This is a genomic window from Flavobacteriales bacterium (genome assembly GCA_016124845.1).
In the GTDB taxonomy this organism is placed as follows: Bacteria; Bacteroidota; Bacteroidia; order UBA10329; family UBA10329; genus UBA10329.
This window is the reverse complement of record WGMW01000055.1, coordinates 15,476-33,871: the sequence shown is the minus strand read 5'-3', so window position 1 is coordinate 33,871 and position 18,396 is coordinate 15,476. Positions and strand designations below refer to the sequence as shown.

Annotated in this window: 18 protein-coding genes and 2 tRNA genes; 10 read left to right on the top strand and 10 right to left on the bottom strand. The window is 49.3% G+C overall.

Going from position 1 to position 18,396, the window contains the following annotated elements:
• Positions 1 to 3 precede the first annotated feature (3 nt).
• Together GC178_17495 and GC178_17490 are read right to left on the bottom strand one after the other, a co-directional pair.
• Entirely contained in the window at positions 4 to 1,671 is a 1,668-nt protein-coding gene (locus GC178_17495; protein ID MBI1289364.1) for an ATP-binding cassette domain-containing protein, read from the bottom strand.
• A 22-nt stretch (positions 1,672 to 1,693) separates the two neighbouring features.
• Positions 1,694 to 2,359 (bottom strand): TetR family transcriptional regulator, encoded by a 666-nt coding sequence (locus tag GC178_17490; GenBank protein MBI1289363.1) that lies wholly within the window; start codon positions 2,357 to 2,359, stop codon positions 1,694 to 1,696.
• A gap of 94 nt (positions 2,360 to 2,453) precedes the next feature.
• Here GC178_17490 and GC178_17485 point away from each other — a divergent pair, with 94 nt between their 5' ends.
• Positions 2,454 to 3,122, top strand: coding sequence for a YdcF family protein (locus tag GC178_17485; protein ID MBI1289362.1), 669 nt, complete (start codon positions 2,454 to 2,456; stop codon positions 3,120 to 3,122).
• A 37-nt stretch (positions 3,123 to 3,159) separates the two neighbouring features.
• Here the strand turns inward: GC178_17485 and GC178_17480 are convergent.
• Positions 3,160 to 3,233: transfer RNA gene (locus GC178_17480), tRNA-Asn, on the bottom strand.
• Positions 3,234 to 3,308: 75 nt separating this feature from the next.
• Between GC178_17480 and GC178_17475 the strand changes: the two genes are divergently transcribed.
• A complete protein-coding gene (locus GC178_17475) occupies positions 3,309 to 4,238 on the top strand; it encodes a sugar kinase (protein ID MBI1289361.1) in 930 nt (309 codons plus the stop codon).
• Here the strand turns inward: GC178_17475 and GC178_17470 are convergent.
• A complete protein-coding gene (locus tag GC178_17470; GenBank protein ID MBI1289360.1) occupies positions 4,235 to 4,738 on the bottom strand; it encodes an acetyl-CoA carboxylase biotin carboxyl carrier protein subunit in 504 nt (167 codons plus the stop codon). The two genes, GC178_17475 and GC178_17470, sit on opposite strands and share 4 nt — an antisense overlap.
• 84 nt (positions 4,739 to 4,822) lie before the next feature.
• Here GC178_17470 and GC178_17465 point away from each other — a divergent pair, with 84 nt between their 5' ends.
• Together GC178_17465 and GC178_17460 are read left to right on the top strand one after the other, a co-directional pair.
• Positions 4,823 to 7,414 (top strand): M1 family peptidase, encoded by a 2,592-nt coding sequence (locus GC178_17465; protein ID MBI1289359.1) that lies wholly within the window; start codon positions 4,823 to 4,825, stop codon positions 7,412 to 7,414.
• A 75-nt stretch (positions 7,415 to 7,489) separates the two neighbouring features.
• Positions 7,490 to 8,971 carry a SpoIIE family protein phosphatase gene (locus tag GC178_17460; protein ID MBI1289358.1) on the top strand — a complete coding sequence of 494 codons (1,482 nt, stop codon included), beginning with the start codon at positions 7,490 to 7,492 and terminating at the stop codon, positions 8,969 to 8,971.
• On the opposite strand, the gene GC178_17455 is transcribed toward GC178_17460, so the two are convergent.
• Genes GC178_17455 through GC178_17440 form a run of 4 tightly spaced genes read right to left on the bottom strand, consistent with a single transcriptional unit; the run spans position 8,972 to position 13,002 of the window.
• A complete protein-coding gene (locus tag GC178_17455; protein MBI1289357.1) occupies positions 8,972 to 9,712 on the bottom strand; it encodes a hypothetical protein in 741 nt (246 codons plus the stop codon).
• On the bottom strand, positions 9,709 to 11,178 hold the full coding sequence (locus GC178_17450; protein ID MBI1289356.1) for a T9SS type A sorting domain-containing protein: 1,470 nt from the start codon (positions 11,176 to 11,178) through the stop codon (positions 9,709 to 9,711). Before GC178_17450 ends, GC178_17455 begins: the two co-directional genes overlap by 4 nt.
• Positions 11,179 to 11,238: 60 nt before the next feature.
• Complete coding sequence (locus GC178_17445; protein ID MBI1289355.1) at positions 11,239 to 11,943, bottom strand: SDR family NAD(P)-dependent oxidoreductase; 705 nt, start codon at positions 11,941 to 11,943, stop codon at positions 11,239 to 11,241.
• Positions 11,944 to 11,967: 24 nt separating this feature from the next.
• Positions 11,968 to 13,002 (bottom strand): hypothetical protein, encoded by a 1,035-nt coding sequence (locus tag GC178_17440; protein ID MBI1289354.1) that lies wholly within the window; start codon positions 13,000 to 13,002, stop codon positions 11,968 to 11,970.
• 211 nt (positions 13,003 to 13,213) lie between these two features.
• Here GC178_17440 and GC178_17435 point away from each other — a divergent pair, with 211 nt between their 5' ends.
• Together GC178_17435 and mce are read left to right on the top strand one after the other, a co-directional pair.
• Positions 13,214 to 13,966, top strand: a complete 753-nt coding sequence (locus GC178_17435; protein ID MBI1289353.1) for a hypothetical protein — start codon at positions 13,214 to 13,216, stop codon at positions 13,964 to 13,966.
• Positions 13,967 to 14,030: 64 nt separating this feature from the next.
• Positions 14,031 to 14,435: a methylmalonyl-CoA epimerase gene (mce, locus tag GC178_17430; protein MBI1289352.1), complete on the top strand. Its 405-nt coding sequence runs from the start codon at positions 14,031 to 14,033 to the stop codon at positions 14,433 to 14,435.
• On the opposite strand, the gene GC178_17425 is transcribed toward mce, so the two are convergent.
• The gene (locus tag GC178_17425) at positions 14,427 to 15,050 is read right to left on the bottom strand and encodes an HAD-IA family hydrolase (protein MBI1289351.1); all 624 of its coding nucleotides are present in this window, start codon (positions 15,048 to 15,050) and stop codon (positions 14,427 to 14,429) included. The two genes, mce and GC178_17425, sit on opposite strands and share 9 nt — an antisense overlap.
• Before the next feature lie 77 nt (positions 15,051 to 15,127).
• Here GC178_17425 and GC178_17420 point away from each other — a divergent pair.
• The 4 genes from GC178_17420 (at position 15,128) to GC178_17405 (ending at position 17,354) form a co-directional block, all read left to right on the top strand.
• Positions 15,128 to 15,201: transfer RNA gene (locus GC178_17420), tRNA-Ile, on the top strand.
• A 61-nt stretch (positions 15,202 to 15,262) separates the two neighbouring features.
• The gene (locus GC178_17415) at positions 15,263 to 16,126 is read left to right on the top strand and encodes a hypothetical protein (GenBank protein MBI1289350.1); all 864 of its coding nucleotides are present in this window, start codon (positions 15,263 to 15,265) and stop codon (positions 16,124 to 16,126) included.
• 17 nt (positions 16,127 to 16,143) lie between these two features.
• Positions 16,144 to 16,965: a phosphatase PAP2 family protein gene (locus tag GC178_17410; protein MBI1289349.1), complete on the top strand. Its 822-nt coding sequence runs from the start codon at positions 16,144 to 16,146 to the stop codon at positions 16,963 to 16,965.
• Positions 16,962 to 17,354 (top strand): hypothetical protein, encoded by a 393-nt coding sequence (locus GC178_17405; protein ID MBI1289348.1) that lies wholly within the window; start codon positions 16,962 to 16,964, stop codon positions 17,352 to 17,354. The genes GC178_17410 and GC178_17405 overlap by 4 nt, the downstream gene beginning before the upstream one ends.
• A 2-nt stretch (positions 17,355 to 17,356) precedes the next feature.
• Here GC178_17405 and GC178_17400 read toward each other — a convergent pair whose 3' ends face one another.
• Complete coding sequence (locus tag GC178_17400) at positions 17,357 to 18,286, bottom strand: OmpA family protein (protein MBI1289347.1); 930 nt, start codon at positions 18,284 to 18,286, stop codon at positions 17,357 to 17,359.
• Positions 18,287 to 18,396: the final 110 nt, after the last annotated feature.

The following is an 18,396-nucleotide window of genomic DNA, read 5'->3' as shown; positions in this document are numbered from 1 at the left end:
TTCTTAAGCGGGTTCTGATGGGTTTTTGAAGCAGCCGTCCTGCAGCAGAATGGTTCTATCTGCCTTGGAGCTGAAATAGGGATCGGAAGAAACGGCCACCACGGTCCATTCATTCTCCTTGTTCAACAGGAAATCCGTTATCTCTTTACGGTCTGGCGGATCCAAGTATTCCAATGCGTCTTCGAGCAGCAGCAGTTTGGGTCTATCAGCAACACTACGTGCAAGCAATAATTTTTGTGTAACGCTTTTAGGAAGTCGCTTGCCCTGTGGCTCGATATGCGTATCGAAACCATTAGGCAATGTGCTGATGAAGTCATCGAGTTTGAGATGACGGACCGCCCACTTCACGTTCTCAAACGTGGCGCGTTCACGCCCCATGGTAATGTTCTCCAAAATGGTTCCGTCAAAGAGCTGTTCATGCGTCAGGCAATCGCCAATGTGCGAGCGCAGGCTGGGCAGATTCAAGTTGCCTTTCGGCAACCCGTTGTAGGTTACAAGCCCCTGCGTTGGGTCGTAAAGCCCCGCAATGATCTGGAGAAGCGTACTTTTTCCTGAGCCGTTCGGCCCGCTGATCACCACGCTTTCTGTATCGCGGATCTCGTCTGTGATCCCGCACAATATGTCTCTATCTCCGTCTGGATAGCGGAAATGAACGTTGCGCAGCGAAATGGTCATTCCAAGATCCTCTGGTCGGCAGATCGTCTTTTCGCCTTCTTCCTCCTCGATCTCAAGGTCGGTCACCTGTCCCATTTTCTCCAAGGCCGTGAGCACGTCATAGATCGTCTCCATGCTCATCACCAGTTTTTCTACTGAGCCCATCACCAACAGAATAATGATCTCTGCCGCCACAAATTGGCCGATGTTCATAAGCTGCTGCATCACCAGAATTCCGCCCATGGCAAGCAGTCCTGCTGCCACCAGCGCTTTGAACACCACCATCAACGAGTATTGCTGAACAAGCACCCTGAAATGTCCTTCTCTGGCCTCGAGATAATTGCCAAGCTCCTTGTCGGTTCTGGACAGCGGAAGATCCGTTCTGCCCGCCAGTTTGAAGGTGGTGCCCGTGCGTGCCAGTTCCTCCAGCCAATGCGCCACTTTGTACTTGTATTTCGATTCCTGCAGACTGGTTTCAAGACCTGGTTTCCCAGTAAGTCTGAAAATGGCAAAGACCAGAAGAATCAGGATCAAACTGAAAATGATGAAGAACGGATGGTAGAGCGAGAGCAGGATCAACCCGAAAACCACCTGCAGCACGGCCGATGAAAAGTCGATAAGGATCTTGCTGAGCCCTTTCTGCACCGTTAGCGTGTCGAAGAACCTGTTCATCAGCTCTGGAGCATAATGCCTGTAGATGGCCTCCATTTTCACCCTCGGAATGCGGAAAGCGAACTCAAATGCCGATCGGGTAAAGATCCGTTGCTGCAGGTTTTCGCTGATGCGCAGCTGCGCGATTTGCAAAACGCCCGTGGCCGCCACGCCCGCCACCACTACAGATACGAGTACTATCCAAGCGGTACTTACCCTTCCTCCTTGAATCAGATTGATGATCGCCTGAATACCCAGCGGTAGCGAAAGGTTGATAAAACCATTGAAGACCGCATAGACGTAAACGTTGCGTATCTCCTTGCGCTCTGGCCTCAGTAATCGCCAAAAACGCTGCATCGGTGTAATGGTCGCTGTCGTTTCCATCAGGTTATCTTATGGCTTTCAAGATGGTCTGTAAGCAGAATTGCGTCACCGAATCCTCGCCATCCAACACATTGGTTAGCATTGGAAGATGGTCGGCAAAATATCGCTGAAGATGAGCCCCCTCTATAAGCGTAGAAACCAGCATGTGCGGGTATTTGTAAGATGGATTTATCTCCGAAATAATGCCGCTTACGCGCTGCACAAGCTCCTTGTAATCCACAAAAAAGCCCTCCTGGTTCTGCTTGTCAACGTGACGGTTCAGGTAGGCTTTCGATGATTCGGAAATAATGATACGGTTGAGTTTCACCTCGTTGATATGAGAGAACTCGCTGTCCTCCTCCACCTGCTGAACCAACAACTTCACCGCACGTTGCAAACGCTCTTCCGCAGAACCGATATTGGCTGTTGCGAGCATCAACCGATAATCGAGCCAGCGCCAATACCAGCAGGTAAGATAGAGCAGCAGTCGGTGCTTGCTCTCAAAGTAGCGATACACGGAAGCCTCCGTGGTTCCAATATGCTTGGCCAGTTTACGGAAGGTGAATGCCTCAAAACCAATATCATCGATAAGATCGATGCCGCCTTCCACAATACTTCGACCCAGCTCGCTGCTTTCGGGATCCTTCACATGAACACCATCGTTCACCCTAATTCTAATATGTGTCTGCATCTTTTACTTATCATTACCAACAAATATAATAGTATTACTATTGTTTTCGTAAACAATACATTTGATTTATTGTTCGTTCATCAAATTCTTTGAGATGAAAAAAATCTTGCTCGCTCTATTGCTCCTGAACCTATCACCTGAACTCGCTACCGCTGGATTTGAGAGTGAACCAGACACAAAGTATGATGCCATCATTGTGCCTGGTTATCCATACCACCCGAATGGAAAAATGAACCCTATCTACAAGGTGCGACTTTACTGGGCGTACCACCTATACCAGACGGGTAAAACCGAAAAGATCATCGTATCTGGCGGAGCTGTACATACTCCCTACATTGAGGCCAAGATCTATGCGCTGTACCTGATCGAGCTGGGAATAAAACCTGAGGACATCATTATTGAAGAGCGGGCAGAACACAGTTTGGAGAACGTTTTCTATTCCCTTGAAATAGCGAAAGAGCATGGATTCGAACGGGTTGCTGTCGTTTCAGACAAGGCGCACAGCATCATGATCCAGTATCTGGCGAAAAAATTCGACCATGAGATCTGCGCGGATTTCATTCCTGCCAGATGGCGATTTGTGCTTACCCGTTACTGGAATAAATTCAACCTGAAGATTGACCACCAAAAGGCGTTTCAACCAGGATTTGTCCACATCTCCATGAAGAAAACGGAAACCCAGCGCAAAATGGGCACCAGCGGCCACCTCTGGAAACCTTCGTCTGAGATAAAATGGTCTTACGCAAGCAACCTCGTCAATTGAAGGCACAAAAAAACCCGATCTCTCGATCGGGTTTCTGCTCCTCCTCTTGGGCTCGAACCAAGGACCCTCTGATTAACAGTCAGATGCTCTAACCAACTGAGCTAAGGAGGAATTTGAGGGCTGCAAATGTAGTTTGCTCGGTCATATAATCCAATACCTTTGACCAAAATTTCAAATTCACTGAAAATGAGCCTACTTACCGTTGGAACCGTTGCCTTTGACGCCATAGAAACCCCATTTGGGAAAACTGATAAAATTGTTGGAGGTGCTGCCACGTATATTTCGTTGGCCGCATCTTATTTCACCAAACCAATCAACATGGTTTCTGTGGTTGGGGATGATTTCCCGGAAGAGGCATTGGAAAACCTCCGCAAGCATGGCGCAAACACGGATGGCATTCAGATAAAACAAGGCGAGAAGACGTTTTTCTGGAGCGGCAAGTATCACAACGATATGAATACACGCGACACGCTGGCAACTGAGCTGAACGTTCTGGCCGATTTCGAACCTGTTGTGCTCGATTCGTACAAGAACTGTGAGTTTCTCATGCTGGGAAACTTGACTCCTGCCGTGCAGATGTCAGTGATCAACCAACTGCCGAACCGCCCAAAATTGGTGGTGTTGGATACCATGAACTTTTGGATGGACATCGCTTTGGATGAACTGAAACAAGTGCTGAAGAAGATCGATGTGCTGACCATCAATGATGAGGAAGCACGTCAACTTTCTGGTGAATATTCGTTGGTGAAGGCCGCACAGATCATCTTGGAAATGGGACCTCAATACTTGGTCATTAAGAAAGGAGAGCATGGCGCGTTGCTCTTCAATAAGGATTCGGTGTTCTTTGCTCCTGCCCTTCCGTTGGAGGAAGTTTTTGACCCAACGGGTGCTGGCGACAGCTTTGCAGGTGGATTTATCGGCTACTTGGCCAGCACACGCGATATTTCGTTCGATAATATGAAGCGCGCCATCATCTTCGGCTCGGCCATGGCTTCATTCTGCGTGGAGAAGTTCGGAACGGAGCGATTGATCGGACTTACGCAAGATGAGATCGATGACCGTGTTCAGGATTTTATCGACCTCGTGCAGTTCGATATTTCGTTGGTTAACGACTAAGCGAACCGAACCATCACCTGGTTCTTATCCACCGTTTTTCCTTTTTCCACTTCTACTGAAGCTACTGTAACATCGGCCGGTGCTTTGATGACGTTTTCCATTTTCATGGCCTCAAGCACCAACACGCGGTCGCCTTTTTTGAGCGCATCGCCTGGTTTTACATCTATTTGAAGAACAAGGCCTGGCATCGGTGCTTTCAGTTCATTCACTTTCCCTGCACCGCCTTTTTCCATTCCCAAACTCTTCAGAAGCGCATCGAATTTATCGATGGTCTCCGCCTCGTACAAGTTGCCGTTCACTTTGATGCGCTGCTTGCCATCGGCCTTGCCCAAAAGCTCTACATTGTACGAACGATGGTCTTTGATGACGTGATAAACGTTCTCCGAAATTCGGCTCACGTCCCAACCGAAAGGCTTTCCGTTCAATTGACCAGATGCCTTTTTTTCATCCTCAAACTCAACCAAAAACTCTGAATCCGAAACCTTTACACGCTTACTCATCTCTTAAAAATCACTAATTACCATGGCTTTACATGGGCTTAACCTATTTTTGCCGCCCATTCAGGAACCAAAGAAAAGAATAGAATGAGAATTCCCGTTCAGAAACATACTTGGATCATTGCCGTGCTGGGCATCAGCATGGGTTTCAGCGCGTGTAAAACGCAAGAGAAAGCTGCCGTATCCGAACCAGAAGAAGTTGTAGTTGAAGAGGTTGCGGAAGAGCCTGTAGAAATCGAAACCCGCGAATACCGCGCGGCCAACACGATGGCTTTCGACCTGATACACACCACGTTGGATGTCCGTTTCGATTGGGCCAAGCAACAATTGTCGGGCAAGGCAGAAATCATTTTGAAGCCTTACTTCTATGCCACAGACAAGCTGACGCTGGATGCGAAAGGTTTCGACCTGCGCTCGGTGAGCTTGAAGAAAGGCGGCAACCTGAGTGCGCTGAAATACACCTACGACAAAGAGAAGATCTACATTACGCTGGATCGCGAATACACAAACAAGGACACCTTGACAGTTTGGGTCGATTACATCGCGAAGCCAGAAGAACTGGAAGCCCAAGGCAGCGCAGCCATTACCGATGCCAAAGGGCTGTACTTCATCAACCCGAAGGGTGAAGACAAGAACAAACCGAAGCAGATCTGGACGCAGGGTGAAACGGAATCGTCTTCCTGCTGGTTTCCGACCATCGATTCTCCCAACCAGAACATGACGCAGGACATCAAAATGACCGTTGACAGCCGTTATGTGACGCTGTCGAATGGTCTGCTTGTGAGTTCAAAGCAGAACGGAGACGGAACCCGAACGGACCATTGGAAACAGACGTTGCCACACGCGCCTTATTTGGTGATGATGGCCGTTGGCGAATTTGCCGTGGTGAAGGACAAATGGAACGGAATTGATGTGGATTACTTCGTAGAGCCTGCTTACGAGCCGTATGCAAAAGCCATTTTCGGGGAAACTCCGAACATGCTTCAATTCTATTCGGATGTGCTCGATTATCCGTATGCGTGGGAAAAGTACGATCAGATCGTGGTGCGCGATTACGTTTCGGGCGCGATGGAAAACACCTCGGCCACGCTGCACGGTGAATTTCTGAATAAGACTGACCGCGAGATGATCGATGGCGACAATGAGGAGATCATTGCCCACGAATTGTTCCATCATTGGTTCGGTGACCTTGTGACATGCGAGAGCTGGAGCAATCTGCCGCTCAACGAATCATTTGCCACGTACGGAGAATACATGTGGTTGGAGCATCGCCACGGGCGTGCCGAGGCCGACAAGCACGGCTATGAGCAATTGCGTCAGTACATCGCATCGTTGGCGCAAACGGGGCCGAAGGACATGATCCGTTTCTATTATGATGACAAAGAAGATATGTTCGATGCGCATTCGTACGCGAAGGGCGGACGCATTCTGCACATGCTGCGCAAGACGCTCGGTGATGAGGCTTTCTACAAGGGCTTGAATGTTTATCTGACCGAGAACAAATTCCATTCGGTGGAAATGCACCAGCTGCGTTTGGCCATGGAAAAGGTGACGGGAATGGACCTGAACTGGTTCTTCAACCAATGGTTCTTCGACAAAGGTCATCCGAGCCTGACCATTACACACGATTACAACGCAGAGGCCAAGAAGTACTACGTGACCATTGAGCAGACACAGGATCTGAAGGAATTTCCGTTGTACCGAATTCCGATGGACGTGGATGTGTATTTCGGTGGCGCGGTAGACCGTCATCGCATCGATCTGACAGAGCAGAAGCAGACATTTGAGTTCGATGTGTTGGGCGAACCGCAACTGGTGAATGTGGATGCGGAGAAGATGCTGCTCGGAACAAAAGACGAAACCCTGACGGAAGATCAGTACATCTATATGCTGAAAGAAGCTCCGCTCTACTTGGACAAGGCCGAAGCGTTGGCGGGACTGAAATTCAGTAAAAACCCAGATGCCGTTGAAGCCATTCTCGGAACGTTGGATGATGAATTCTGGGGAACTCGCAGATCTGCCCTGAAGGCGTTGAAGAACCTTTCTGTGGCTGATACATCTGCCTTGAAGAACAAATTGATCTGGCTGGCGCAGAAAGACACGAAATCGCTTGTGCGTGCTGATGCGATCGCATTTCTCGCGGAGAAATTCGCTGCTGACCCGAACGTACAGGCGGTCATTGAAGGTTGCATGAAAGACCAATCGTATGCGGTGCTTGGCGCTACGCTGAATGCCATTTCGGATTTCGACTCAGACAAGGCAATGAGCATTGCGAAAGCTGCCGTGGCCGATGCAAGCGGTTCCATGATCTCATCCATTGCCTCGCTTTATGCACAGAACGGTTCTCCCGAACAGCTTGATTTCTTCTTGAACGGCTACAAAAAACTCAGCGACCCGAACGGGAAATACGTGTTCATCCAGATCTTCGGAAAATACCTGATGAAGCAGGACGTGGCGACACAGACCAAAGGCATGGACCTGCTGACCGACATGGCCCTGAACGCGGGTGAATGGTGGATGCGCATTTCTGCCATTCAGGTGTTGGCTGGAATTCAAAAAGTCTCTGAATCGCAGGAATCTGACGATGCGAAGGCGCTTGTGTCAAGGATCAAAGGTGTGCTTGACGAAGTGCGCGCCAAAGAGACCAACGAGATGATCCGTGGCATGCTGGGCGAATAAATGCTGACGCCTCAGCAGGTCGCAACATTTGCAACATAGGATCCGTTAACTGCGCGGAAACTCACCATCCGCCAAGTGATACGTAAACCCAGCGTTCGGATTTTCCTCATCGTTTATGGAGGACTGGCAGTCCTTTCCGTCTACTTGATCGGAAGCAACTATCTGCGGCAGCTCCACCAAGCGGAGCAGAGTACGCTTTCCAAACTTTATGGGATCGCTTCCACACTTTCGCAACAGGTGGATCGGCAGGCACTTTCCGAGCTTTACCAACAGTTTCCGTTGGATGGAGACACAAATGGAATTTCCCAAAGTCCTGTGTGGCAGATGTACTGCGATCTCTTTCGTGATGCTGTGGAAATCAATCAACTGAAAACACCCATCTACACGCTCAGTTACGATTCTGTGCGGGATGTGTTCTTTGGTGGTGTGGCCAGCAACGGTGCAGAAACATACGGGTGGCAGTACAAAAGCCCGCCACAGAAGCTGCGCGAAATGTACTTGGAAGGTGGAACCATTCCTCCCTTTAGGGATGAACATGGAACCTGGCTTTCTGCCGTGTACCCGTTGAAGGACATGCAGGGAAATGTATTTGCCGTGATCGAGGCCGATTATCCGTTCGATTCATTCAAAATGGAAGCGCGAAGCGAAGCCATCCGAAACGTGCTTGTTTCCTTGCTGGTGATGCTTGTGGTAGGAGCGATCACTTACCCCGTTCTTAGACAGGTATTGAGTTCGGAGGAACGTTCAAAACTTGCTTTGGCCGAAGCTAAGGATAACCTACAGGAAAAGAATGATGAGGTGATGAGCAGCTTGGAATACGCGCGCACCATCCAAGAGACCATGCTTCCCACGCAAGCGGAAATGAGCGCATTCTTCAGCCATTGTTTCGTGTTCAATCGGCCTCGAGATATTGTGAGTGGCGATTTCTACTGGTTTCACCAGTTGGATGAAAACCGTGCTTTGATAGCCGTGGCCGATTGTACGGGTCATGGCGTTCCAGGGGCGCTCATGTCCATTATGGGTCACAGTTATTTGAATGAGATCGTGGTGGAACAGAAGACCGATTCTCCTGCCGAGATTCTGGAACGTTTGGATCAGAAGATCCACGAAACCTTCACCGACCAGGGTTCAGACCCGACCAAGGGAACGGATGGAATGGACCTTGGAATCTGTTTGATCGACCGTTCATCTGAGAAGATCATTTTTTCTGGAGCAAGACGACCGCTCACCATCGTTTGTTCATCCGAAAATGAACACGTAAGTGGTGCAAAGCGCGGCATTGGCGAACACTTTCTTGCGGAGCAAGTGCCTTTTGTAAACACCACATTGAAACTGAGGACCGACTGTACCTACTATCTTTATTCTGACGGCCTTCAGGATCAGTTCGGAGGAACGGAGTCGAAAAAACTGCTTCGCAAGCGGTTGACCAATTGGCTTGCAGAGATGACCAATCTCTCTGCCGAACTTCATCTCGAAACCGTACAGATCCGTTTTGCCGAGTGGCGTGGAAACAATCCTCAGGTGGATGATATCTGCCTGATCGGGTTCAGAGTTTGATCACTCCAGATCCTGTAGCTTCTTTTTGATGTCCTCGTCCAAAGGGAAGAAAACCCTTGCAGTGAGCAACACCGTTCTGGCCGAATCCAAATAGTTGTTCTGGGTAAGGTGATCGATGTAATAAATCACCGCGTCTTTGAGTAACGGTGAGCTGATCGGATCGGGTTTATAATTCAGGTCGCGGTATTTCTCCTCCAACACAGGAAAGCTTGCCCCGATCTCCTTTTCCGCCTCATACATGGAACTCAACCGAATGTCGGTTACGCCTTTTGCAAACTGTACATAGGGGTCTTGGGGAGCGAAATCCTGTATCTGCTTGTAGGTGTAAGATGCCTTTCGGTAGTCTTCTTCTTTCTCGTACGCCTGTGCCACAGCAATTCCTTCCTTCTTCATCAGGTCGAAATACTCTTGGTTGTCACTTACAATATCCCCGTTCTTATCCTTCGAAACCGCCTTTCCTGCATACTTCAACGCATCGCGCATGGCCGATTTGAAACGCTCCTGGATCTTCGGGTCGTCCGATTTTGAAAGTTCGTAGAAACACATGGATGCCCACAGATAGGGTTCGGGTTTCTTCCTATGCTTATCGTTATCCATCAGCGACTCGGCCGTTTCCAATGCCGACTCGTAACTCCCTTTCTCAAACTTCTTGGCAATGTTGTCAAACTCTGCATTGCTTACCTGCGCAAACAAAGGTGCGCTCAAAAACAGACAAGCAATTGTAAGTTGTAAAAATCTCATTCGTTGATCATTATTTGTTGGTTGGATACATGGCCTTGGTTGGCCGCGCGCAGCACATACAAACCCGGTGCCAAGGCCGAAAGGTCGAGTTCTGTTCTCCTTGTCTTAACCACGCCAGAATAAACCATTCGGCCCAATTGATCCGCAATGGTAAACGCAGATCCGATCAGGCCATTGTCGAAAACCAGATTGACAGATCCATTGCTCGGATTGGGGTAAACCTGTGTGTGTACCACAGCCATCGGCTCTGCCACAGATGTTGGTGTGTAAGCCGAATTTTTCAATTCGATAATGGAATTCTGCCACGTGAGGCTTGTTCCCCAAGACGGTCCGTTGGTAGCCAGAAATACGCGACCATCCGGTGCCATGCAGATGTCGCGTAAGCGATCGAAAAGACCGTTGCTGAAAGATGAGCCCGGATTGGCCGCATGGTCGTCATTGAACAGAATTTCCTGTCCAACGACCGTAGTTCCATCCACGTTGTCCACCTCTATCACCTTCAAGTGTTCTGCCTTGAGCACCGTCATCAATAATTTTCCTTGCCATTCTGGAATGGCAGGATGATCGTACCAGATAAGATCGGATGGCGCAATGGTCGAATTCTCGTACCAGATGGCGATCGGATCCTGATAATCGGTCATGGAGGCGCATGCCGAAAGTTCCCCGCTCAGGTTGCAGAAACCTTCCACATCCGGCCAGCCGTAATTTCCTCCTGCCACAATAATGTTCAGCTCATCATTGGTGGTGGGGCCGTGTTCCGAACTGTAGAGATTGCCGTTGGGCGCAAGCACCATTCCTTGTGCGTTTCTGTGGCCAATGTTGTAGAGGTAACTGTTCGGGCCGAAGGGATTATCAGCCGGTATGCTGCCATCCAAATTCATTCTCAGGATCTTGCCGTTCACAGAATTCTCATTCTGCGGAGATGACTGGTTCTGGTAATCGCCCGTGGTGGCAAGCAGCGTATTGTCTGGCAGAATCATCAGCCTGCAACCCACGTGCGTTGTGTTCCCGTTGATCGCATCAACCAGCGTCAACGGATTTTCAAGCATCCCCGAGCTGGTGTTGTAATCGTACCGCACAACCCGTTCTTTGATGCCTCCACTATAGTAGGTGTACGCGAGAAAAACCTGTGGCGTGTTCTCAAAATCGGGATGAAGTGCCAAGCCCAAAAGCCCCGATTCCGTGTTGTCGTAAACCGTATTGGTAAGGTCAAGGATCGTGGTTCTGTCACCGGTGGTTGGATCCAATCGGCTCACGCGGCCATAGCGCTCCGTCATCCAAATATGATCATCCGGCCCCCATTGGATCTCCCACGGAATGTCGATGCCATTGCTCTCGTTGTTTCCTTGGATCACCACGCGTACATCAAGCGTGGTGTTGCCGACCGTAACCGTACTTGGCTGACCAAGAGCGATCGAAAACATGAGAAAGGGGAAAGAAAGTAGAAGCGTAAATTTTCGAATCATACCACGCGGTCAGAGGTTACGATTCTCAAATATAACATTCGGCTACGCGAAACGCGTAGATCACCAAGGATTTGTTGCCCAAACCGTGACCTCGGGCACAAATCCACGGTCGTCCATTTTCAGTTGAGAGATGATGACATCCGCAATTTCTTTCGGTCTCAGTTTGTTGGAAACCTCCGCCCTGTTTTCTCCGCTCGGATTGCCAAACGCGGTGGTCACCTCCGATGGATTCATGTGCATGACGCGCACATTGAACGGACGAAGATCGGCCTGCCAGCATTGGCTCAATCCGCGCAGCGCAAATTTGGATGATGCATAGATGCTGCCTTTGGCATAACCTTTCAGCGAGGCGGTGGAACCGATGTTCACAATATTCCCAGACCTCTGTTTCCTGAAAACGTTGGCCGCGGCCTGACCCATCATGGCCGCACCGAAAACATTGGTCTGATACACGCGGAGCATGTCATCCATGTTCAGTTCTCCGATCTCTGCCCAACCAGCACCGAAACCTGCGTTGTTGATCAGAATGTCAAACGATGAGTTCTCTTCTGTGATCTGTTTAAACGTCCGATTCACGTCATCCTGAATGGAGGAATCTGCCAAAATGGGAATGGCACCGATCTCGTTGGCCGCTGCTTCCAGTCGTTCCTTGTTTCTTCCAGTGATGTACACCTTAGCGCCTTCGTTCACCAGTTGAAGCGCGGTCTGTTTGCCAATGCCGTTGCTCCCGCCCGTCACCAGCGCTACTTTATCTTTTAGATCCATGTTCTAAGAAATCCGCTTGCGCGATTATTGTTCGATCTGCACCCGCAAAAAATCGCGAAAGCCCATGAAGTTGCTTCCAAAGCCTTTCAGATCTGCGCGGTAAATACTGTACGATTCAAATCCGACCGATTCCGACTCGCGTTCCATGATATACGCAGGATGCTCGCCCGAAAAGCTGTCCATTTTTGTTTCCAGAATAGAACGCACCGGGTCGAGATAAAGTCCCGAGACCAGATCGATCTTACCTTCAAAGAACGCTTCCAACTGCGCTTCCTTTCCAGCAATTTCCCTGAAAACGAGCGTGTCGAGGTAGGGCAATCGGTTGCCGAACGCATCTTGGACAAAGTATTCCGGATTACGAACGAGGGCAATTCCATCGGCATCTGAGCCATACATGAATGCGCCCGCTCCCACTTTGCTTTCGGCACCATACTTCTCCATGGCGATTTCTGAAATAACCGCTGTTGAAGGCTGTGCAAGCACAAAAAGGAATGATGGATCGGGTTTCATCAACTCAATCCTCAACGTATAATCATCAATTGCCTGAACGCCTGAAATTTCTGGCGCGCTTCCTGCATGAAAAACATCGGCACCTTCTACGCGATTGGCGAATGTGCTACCGAAAGCCTTGGAATCACTTGCACACAATTGTTTGAAGCTGTACACGAAATCATGGGCCGTCACATCCCGCGACCCGTTCCCGAAACACTCATTCGCGTGGAATTTCACGTCTCTTCGAATAGAGAAAATATAAGACGTGCCACTTTCATCGGCCGACCAGCTCTCTGCAATGGACGGAATCGCTTCCAGCGTTTTCGGGTCGAGTGCCACCAAACAACCGTGCAGATGCAACCCGATCTCGGAAGATGACGCATCAACGATCTGAGCGGGCAACAGCGTCACTTCACCCTTCGGGAGAGCCACGGCCAACGTTCCGCCAAGGACCACATCGCCCTTGGCCGTGCGTTGGGTTTGCGGCTTTTCCACCTTTTCGCACGAAGAAAATGTAACCGAAGCGAGAATTATCAGTACAAAGGCGCGGAAGTTGTGTGGATTCATGGCGGTCGGTTTATACAAGATTAGCGTTTACGCTGAAAGAAATCAAGCAATATGACCATTCGTCCAATTCCTGCACATTCCAATTGCGTTCGTTTTGAATTATCTTTACAACCCTGTAATATTGCCTGTTACTAACATGTTTTCCACTAAGATGACGAGATTCCTTACCTTCAGAAAACACTTGCTTGCGGTGGCCGTGCTGCTTTGCACAATGCCAGCCATGGCCGGAACCATCCTTTTGGAGGGAAATTACCACGGGCGAAATCTTTACGTTCAGAATCCATTTGCATCAGAAGGTGTCGGTTTCTGCACGTTCGAAGTAAAAGTGAACGGACAGGTGACCACAGATGAGATCAACTCAAGCGCATTTGAGATCGACCTCAGCTTTTTCCAATTGGAACTGGGCGCACCTGTTGAGATCCGCATTTCGCACAAGGACGATTGCAAACCTCGCGTAGTGAACCCAGAGGTTCTGAAGCCGATGAGCACATTCGATGTGAGTTTGATCGGTATCAGCAAATCAGGAGTTTTGGAAATGACCACCACCAACGAGACAGGAAAACTCCCTTACATTATTGAGCAGTTCCGTTGGAACAAATGGGTGGAAGTAGGTGAGTTTGAAGGAAAGGGAAATCCTGAGAAGAACGATTACGAGGTTCAACTGACCACCGTTCATTCAGGCCAGAACCGTTTCCGCGTAAAACAGAAAGACCAGCGTGCCAAACCGCGTTACTCTCCGGAAGCCAAGTTGAATTCACCGACCCCTGAGATCACCTTCCAACCTGGTGATGGTAAACGGGCAGATGACGCGATCAATTTCTCAGACAATACGCTTTACGAGATCTACAACGGTTACGGAAACATAGTGGCCAAAGGTGTGGGCAAGCGTGTGGATGTGAGCGGCCTGGAGAAAGGCACCTACTACCTGAACTACGGCACTCAGACCGCCACGTTCAAGAAATAAGAATTTAGTTGTTGATAACACGAAGGCCGCTCCGAATTCGGAGCGGCCTTTTTATTTTGCAAGCATGGAACACATTGAACATCTCGGAATCGCAGTAAAAGACCTGAACGTGTCTATTCCTATTTATGAAAAACTGCTGAACACCACTTGCTACAAACAGGAAGAAGTGGCATCGGAACATGTGATCACCGCGTTTTTCCGAACATCAAACAATAAAATTGAGCTGTTGCAGGCCACGTCTCCCGAAAGTGCCATCGCCAAATTCATTGAGAAACGAGGCGAGGGAATTCATCATGTGGCTTACGCGGTAAAGGACGTCCGTGCAGAAATGGAACGTTTGCGAAACGATGGTTTCCGCTTGTTGAATGAGCAGCCGAAACGCGGTGCCGACAATAAACTCATCTGTTTCGTCCATCCAAAAGATACTTCGGGCGTTTTGATGGAGCTCTGCCAAGAGATCTCAGAATAGATCGAGAATCGTTTCTCCTTGATCTGCTCTGAGGTGGTAAACATTCAGACCTACCTTTCTCGCCCCTTCAATGTGTTGTGGAGAATCATCAATAAAGAGCGTTTCTTCCGGTTTGTAATTCTGTTCCTTCAAAACCATTTCAAAGATCCGTGCTTCGGGTTTCCGCATTCCCGTTCGGCATGAGTAGTACACGTGATCGAAAAAACCAGAAAGGTCTTCCAGTCCGTGCGTTTGCTTTAGTGACGATTCAAACGCCTCGATATGAATCTCATTCGTATTGCTCAGCAACGAGATGCGCTTTTCTGCACGCAGCTTTTCTAAAACAGTAAGCCGCTTCGCTGGAAGGTCGAGCAACATGGCGTTCCACGCGCTATCCAATTCCTCATCCAGAATAGAATCTTTGAAAACCGTTCTCAGACCATTTCGAAATGCTGCTGGTGAGATTTCACCACGTTCAAATCTGTCAAACAGATCGGTCTGATTCAGCTGCGAATAGCTTTGTTCAAAGTCATTTATTCCCAATTCCTGAAAAGCCGCAATGGTGCGTTGATAGTCGAGATTTAAGATCACGCCTCCAAAGTCAAAAATGATATTCGGATAGTCTTTCGGGTTCATTTGAAGCGTGTTGGTCAGCAGCGGCCAAATATATACTTTTGCCGTCCGCTCAATTTGAACGGAAAGCCGAAAGGCACGGGCCTATAGCTCAGCTGGTTAGAGCACTTGACTCATAATCAAGGGGTCCCTGGTTCAAGCCCAGGTGGGCCCACCCAAACCCCGCATTTGCGGGGTTTTTTATTTCCTTTATGGCAACATCAAAGAATTAGAACATGAGAAGTTTGACCCTTGCATTGGTGCTGTTTTCGAGCATCGCATTCGCACAAAAAAAGATTGAGGTGGTAGAAAAAACCGTGACCATCGATGGCAAAGACCGCAATTGCCTCACGGTTTCCATCAAAGGAGCGGACGTGGAAGAGGTGAAAAAGGCCTGGAAAAAGCAACTCAAGGACCTGAAGGGAAAAGTGGATGATAAGACCATCATCTTCGGAGATGACTGCAAGGACAAGTCCATGGGCGATAACACCTTCGATGTGTATTCCATCGTAGAAGCCACCATTGACACGTCCGTGAGGCTTTCCGCAGCATTTGATCTGGGCGGGGCAGATCTCAACTCCACCGATCATCCCGAAAAATACCTGGCTGCCACAAAGATCGTACATGATTTTGGGGTTGACCAGGCCAAAGCAGTTGTTCAAGGAAAGATTGATGATGACCAGAAACTTTTGAAAGGGCTGGAAAAAGACCTGAACGGCCTCGAAAAAGACAAAGAGAAAGCCGAAAAGGACATTCAGGACAACAAAGACAAGATCATCGCAAACAAGGAGGCCATCGCGGGAAACATTTCAGACCAAAAGGCCAAGCAGAGCGAGAAAAACCGATTGGAACAAGGGCAGATTGAAAAGCCCTCAGACGAAGTGGCCAAAGTGATAAAGGATTACGAGAAGGAGCTTGACAAGATGGTAAAAGACAAGAAGCGGCTTGAGAAAGACAATGAAAAATTGGAAGAAAAGATCAAAGAATCTCAGGCAGCCATCAAACAGAACGAAAAGGATCAGGATGCTAAAAAAGCGGAGATCGATGAGATGAAAAAGGCGATTCACAACCTCGAATTCAAACTGAAAGAGATCCTTTGAACCATGCCGTTGTTCCCATGCGTCCGCTGAAGCCGTTTCTCCTGTCTGTGTTGCTTGGCCTTACCATCCTTGGTCAGGTTTATTCCCAAGAAGCGGAAAGCCCTTACAATTTCAACTGGAAGCGTGAACTTATCTATGCCTCTGGCAGCGGGTTGATCGCTGCGGGTGGCGTTTTCGCGGATTACCAGATACAGCCGCTGACAGCTGCACAGATCAATGCACTCGACCCGTATGCGCTCCCTGGGCTTGACATGAGCGCGGTACATCGTTGGAACCCGAAGGCCGATCTGGCAAGCGATATCATGCTTTATGGCTCCATCACGCTTCCTGCGTTTTTGATGATAAACAAACGGGCGCGTAAGGATTTCCTTGCCGTGGGTTTCATCTATGCCGAAACGGCTTTGCTTACGCTTGGCGTGACCGAATTGGCCAAAACGGCCGTGAGAAGGCCTCGGCCGTTCGTTTACAATAAGGATGTGGACGTGTCGTACAAGACCGACCGAGATGCGCGGCTTTCCTTCTTCTCTGGCCACACCTCCATAACGGCCGCCCTCTGCTTCACCACGGCCAAGGTGTTTTCCGATTACTCAGACAACGAAACGCACAAAGCCTTGGTCTGGACTGGCGCGATCCTCTTCCCCGCTGCGGTAGGTATGCTGCGCTATGAGGCTGGAAAACACTTCCCCACAGACATCATTGCAGGCTACATCATTGGTGGAACCATTGGCTACCTGGTGCCTTGGCTGCACCACCGAAAACCGCTGGTGAAAGGGTTGAGCATCGTTCCTTTTTCGAATACACAGAAGCAAGTGGGTGTTTATCTTAGCTACCAACTATGAGACTCCTGTGTTTTGTTTCACTCGCAGCCCTTTTGATTGCAGTCGGCTTCAGTTCCTGCAAAAAGGAACACGCAGCTGACTACCGTGATGGGTTTGTTGGAACGTACATTGGCCCACGCACTTCCACTTCGTGGATGTTGGGAGAACCGAGTCACACCACGGATACCACGGATACCGTTACGGTGGTTGCGGTAGGCGATTCGTCCATTCGTGTGGATGCTACTGAAATGACCATCGGAGAGGACGGTTATTCCATGCTTTCAGGCATCGGAAGTCCTTCAAATTATTTCTCCGTCCAGTTTTTCAGCACCGATAGTTTGGAGGTGAATACAAATACCGGTGGTCTTGGTGGAGGTTTCCGCACCCATTTCCTCGGCAGGAAACAATAGCCTCAGCGCGAATACTGCCCAAGCAGCTGCATCAGTTCGTTGAGCTTTGGCGAAAGCACAACTTCCGTTCTGCGGTTAACAGCACGGCCTTCTTTCGTGGAATTATCCGCCTTTGGCGCAAACTCGCCCTTACCGGAAGCTACCAGACGTTTCGGATCCACGCCATCATCGGTAAGAATACGGACCACGGAAGTAGCCCGCGCCACACTCAGATCCCAGTTGTCCTTAAAGCGGTTTGTCTTGATCGGAATACTGTCCGTGTGTCCTTCAATGGCCATGTTGATGTCGGTGTTCTTCTTCATCACTCCGGCCAATTTCTTCAACGCCTCCACTCCTTTCGGTTCCACCGCATCGCTACCCGATTTGAAAAGCAGTTTGTCACTCATCGAAACGTAAACCTTTCCATCGCGCATTTCCACGCTCAACTCGTCATCCGAAAACCCCATCAACGCATCTTTCACGCGGTCGTTCAGCGCGTTCATCAACTCATCCTGTTTCTTGATGATCTCCTCCAGCATGGTCAACCGCTCCTCTCTGTTCTTTAGCAGCCGTTCTTTCTCGTCCAATTCTGCTTGCTTGGCAGCAAGATCGCTGCTCAACCCGGCCACCTGCGCTCCCGAAGACAACTTCAACTGATCATACGCCTTCTTGCTGTCTGCCAGATCAGATTGCAGCTTTTCGCCATTCTTGCGCGATGCTTCCAGATCGTCTTTGGTTTTGGCCAGATCTTTTTCCGTGGCCTCCAGAATTCCTTCCAGATCAGAGGTCCGCTCACAGAGTGAATCGCGCTCGTGAAACGCTTCCTTGAATTTCTTCGATTGGAAGAATTCCTGCATCTCCGTGTAAGACTCTCCGCACGGTTTTACCGAAGCACAGGAAGACGCCAGAACTGCTATTAATATGATTGCCAAAAGATGGTAAGTCGTTCTCATAGGTTTGATTTTGCAGTTCAAATTTAGTTGGGTCCACACCTTGCTTTCCGTAAACCGCACGAATGTTATCCACGGTCGGTATTTCATAGTTTGCCGAAAACGAGCTTGCT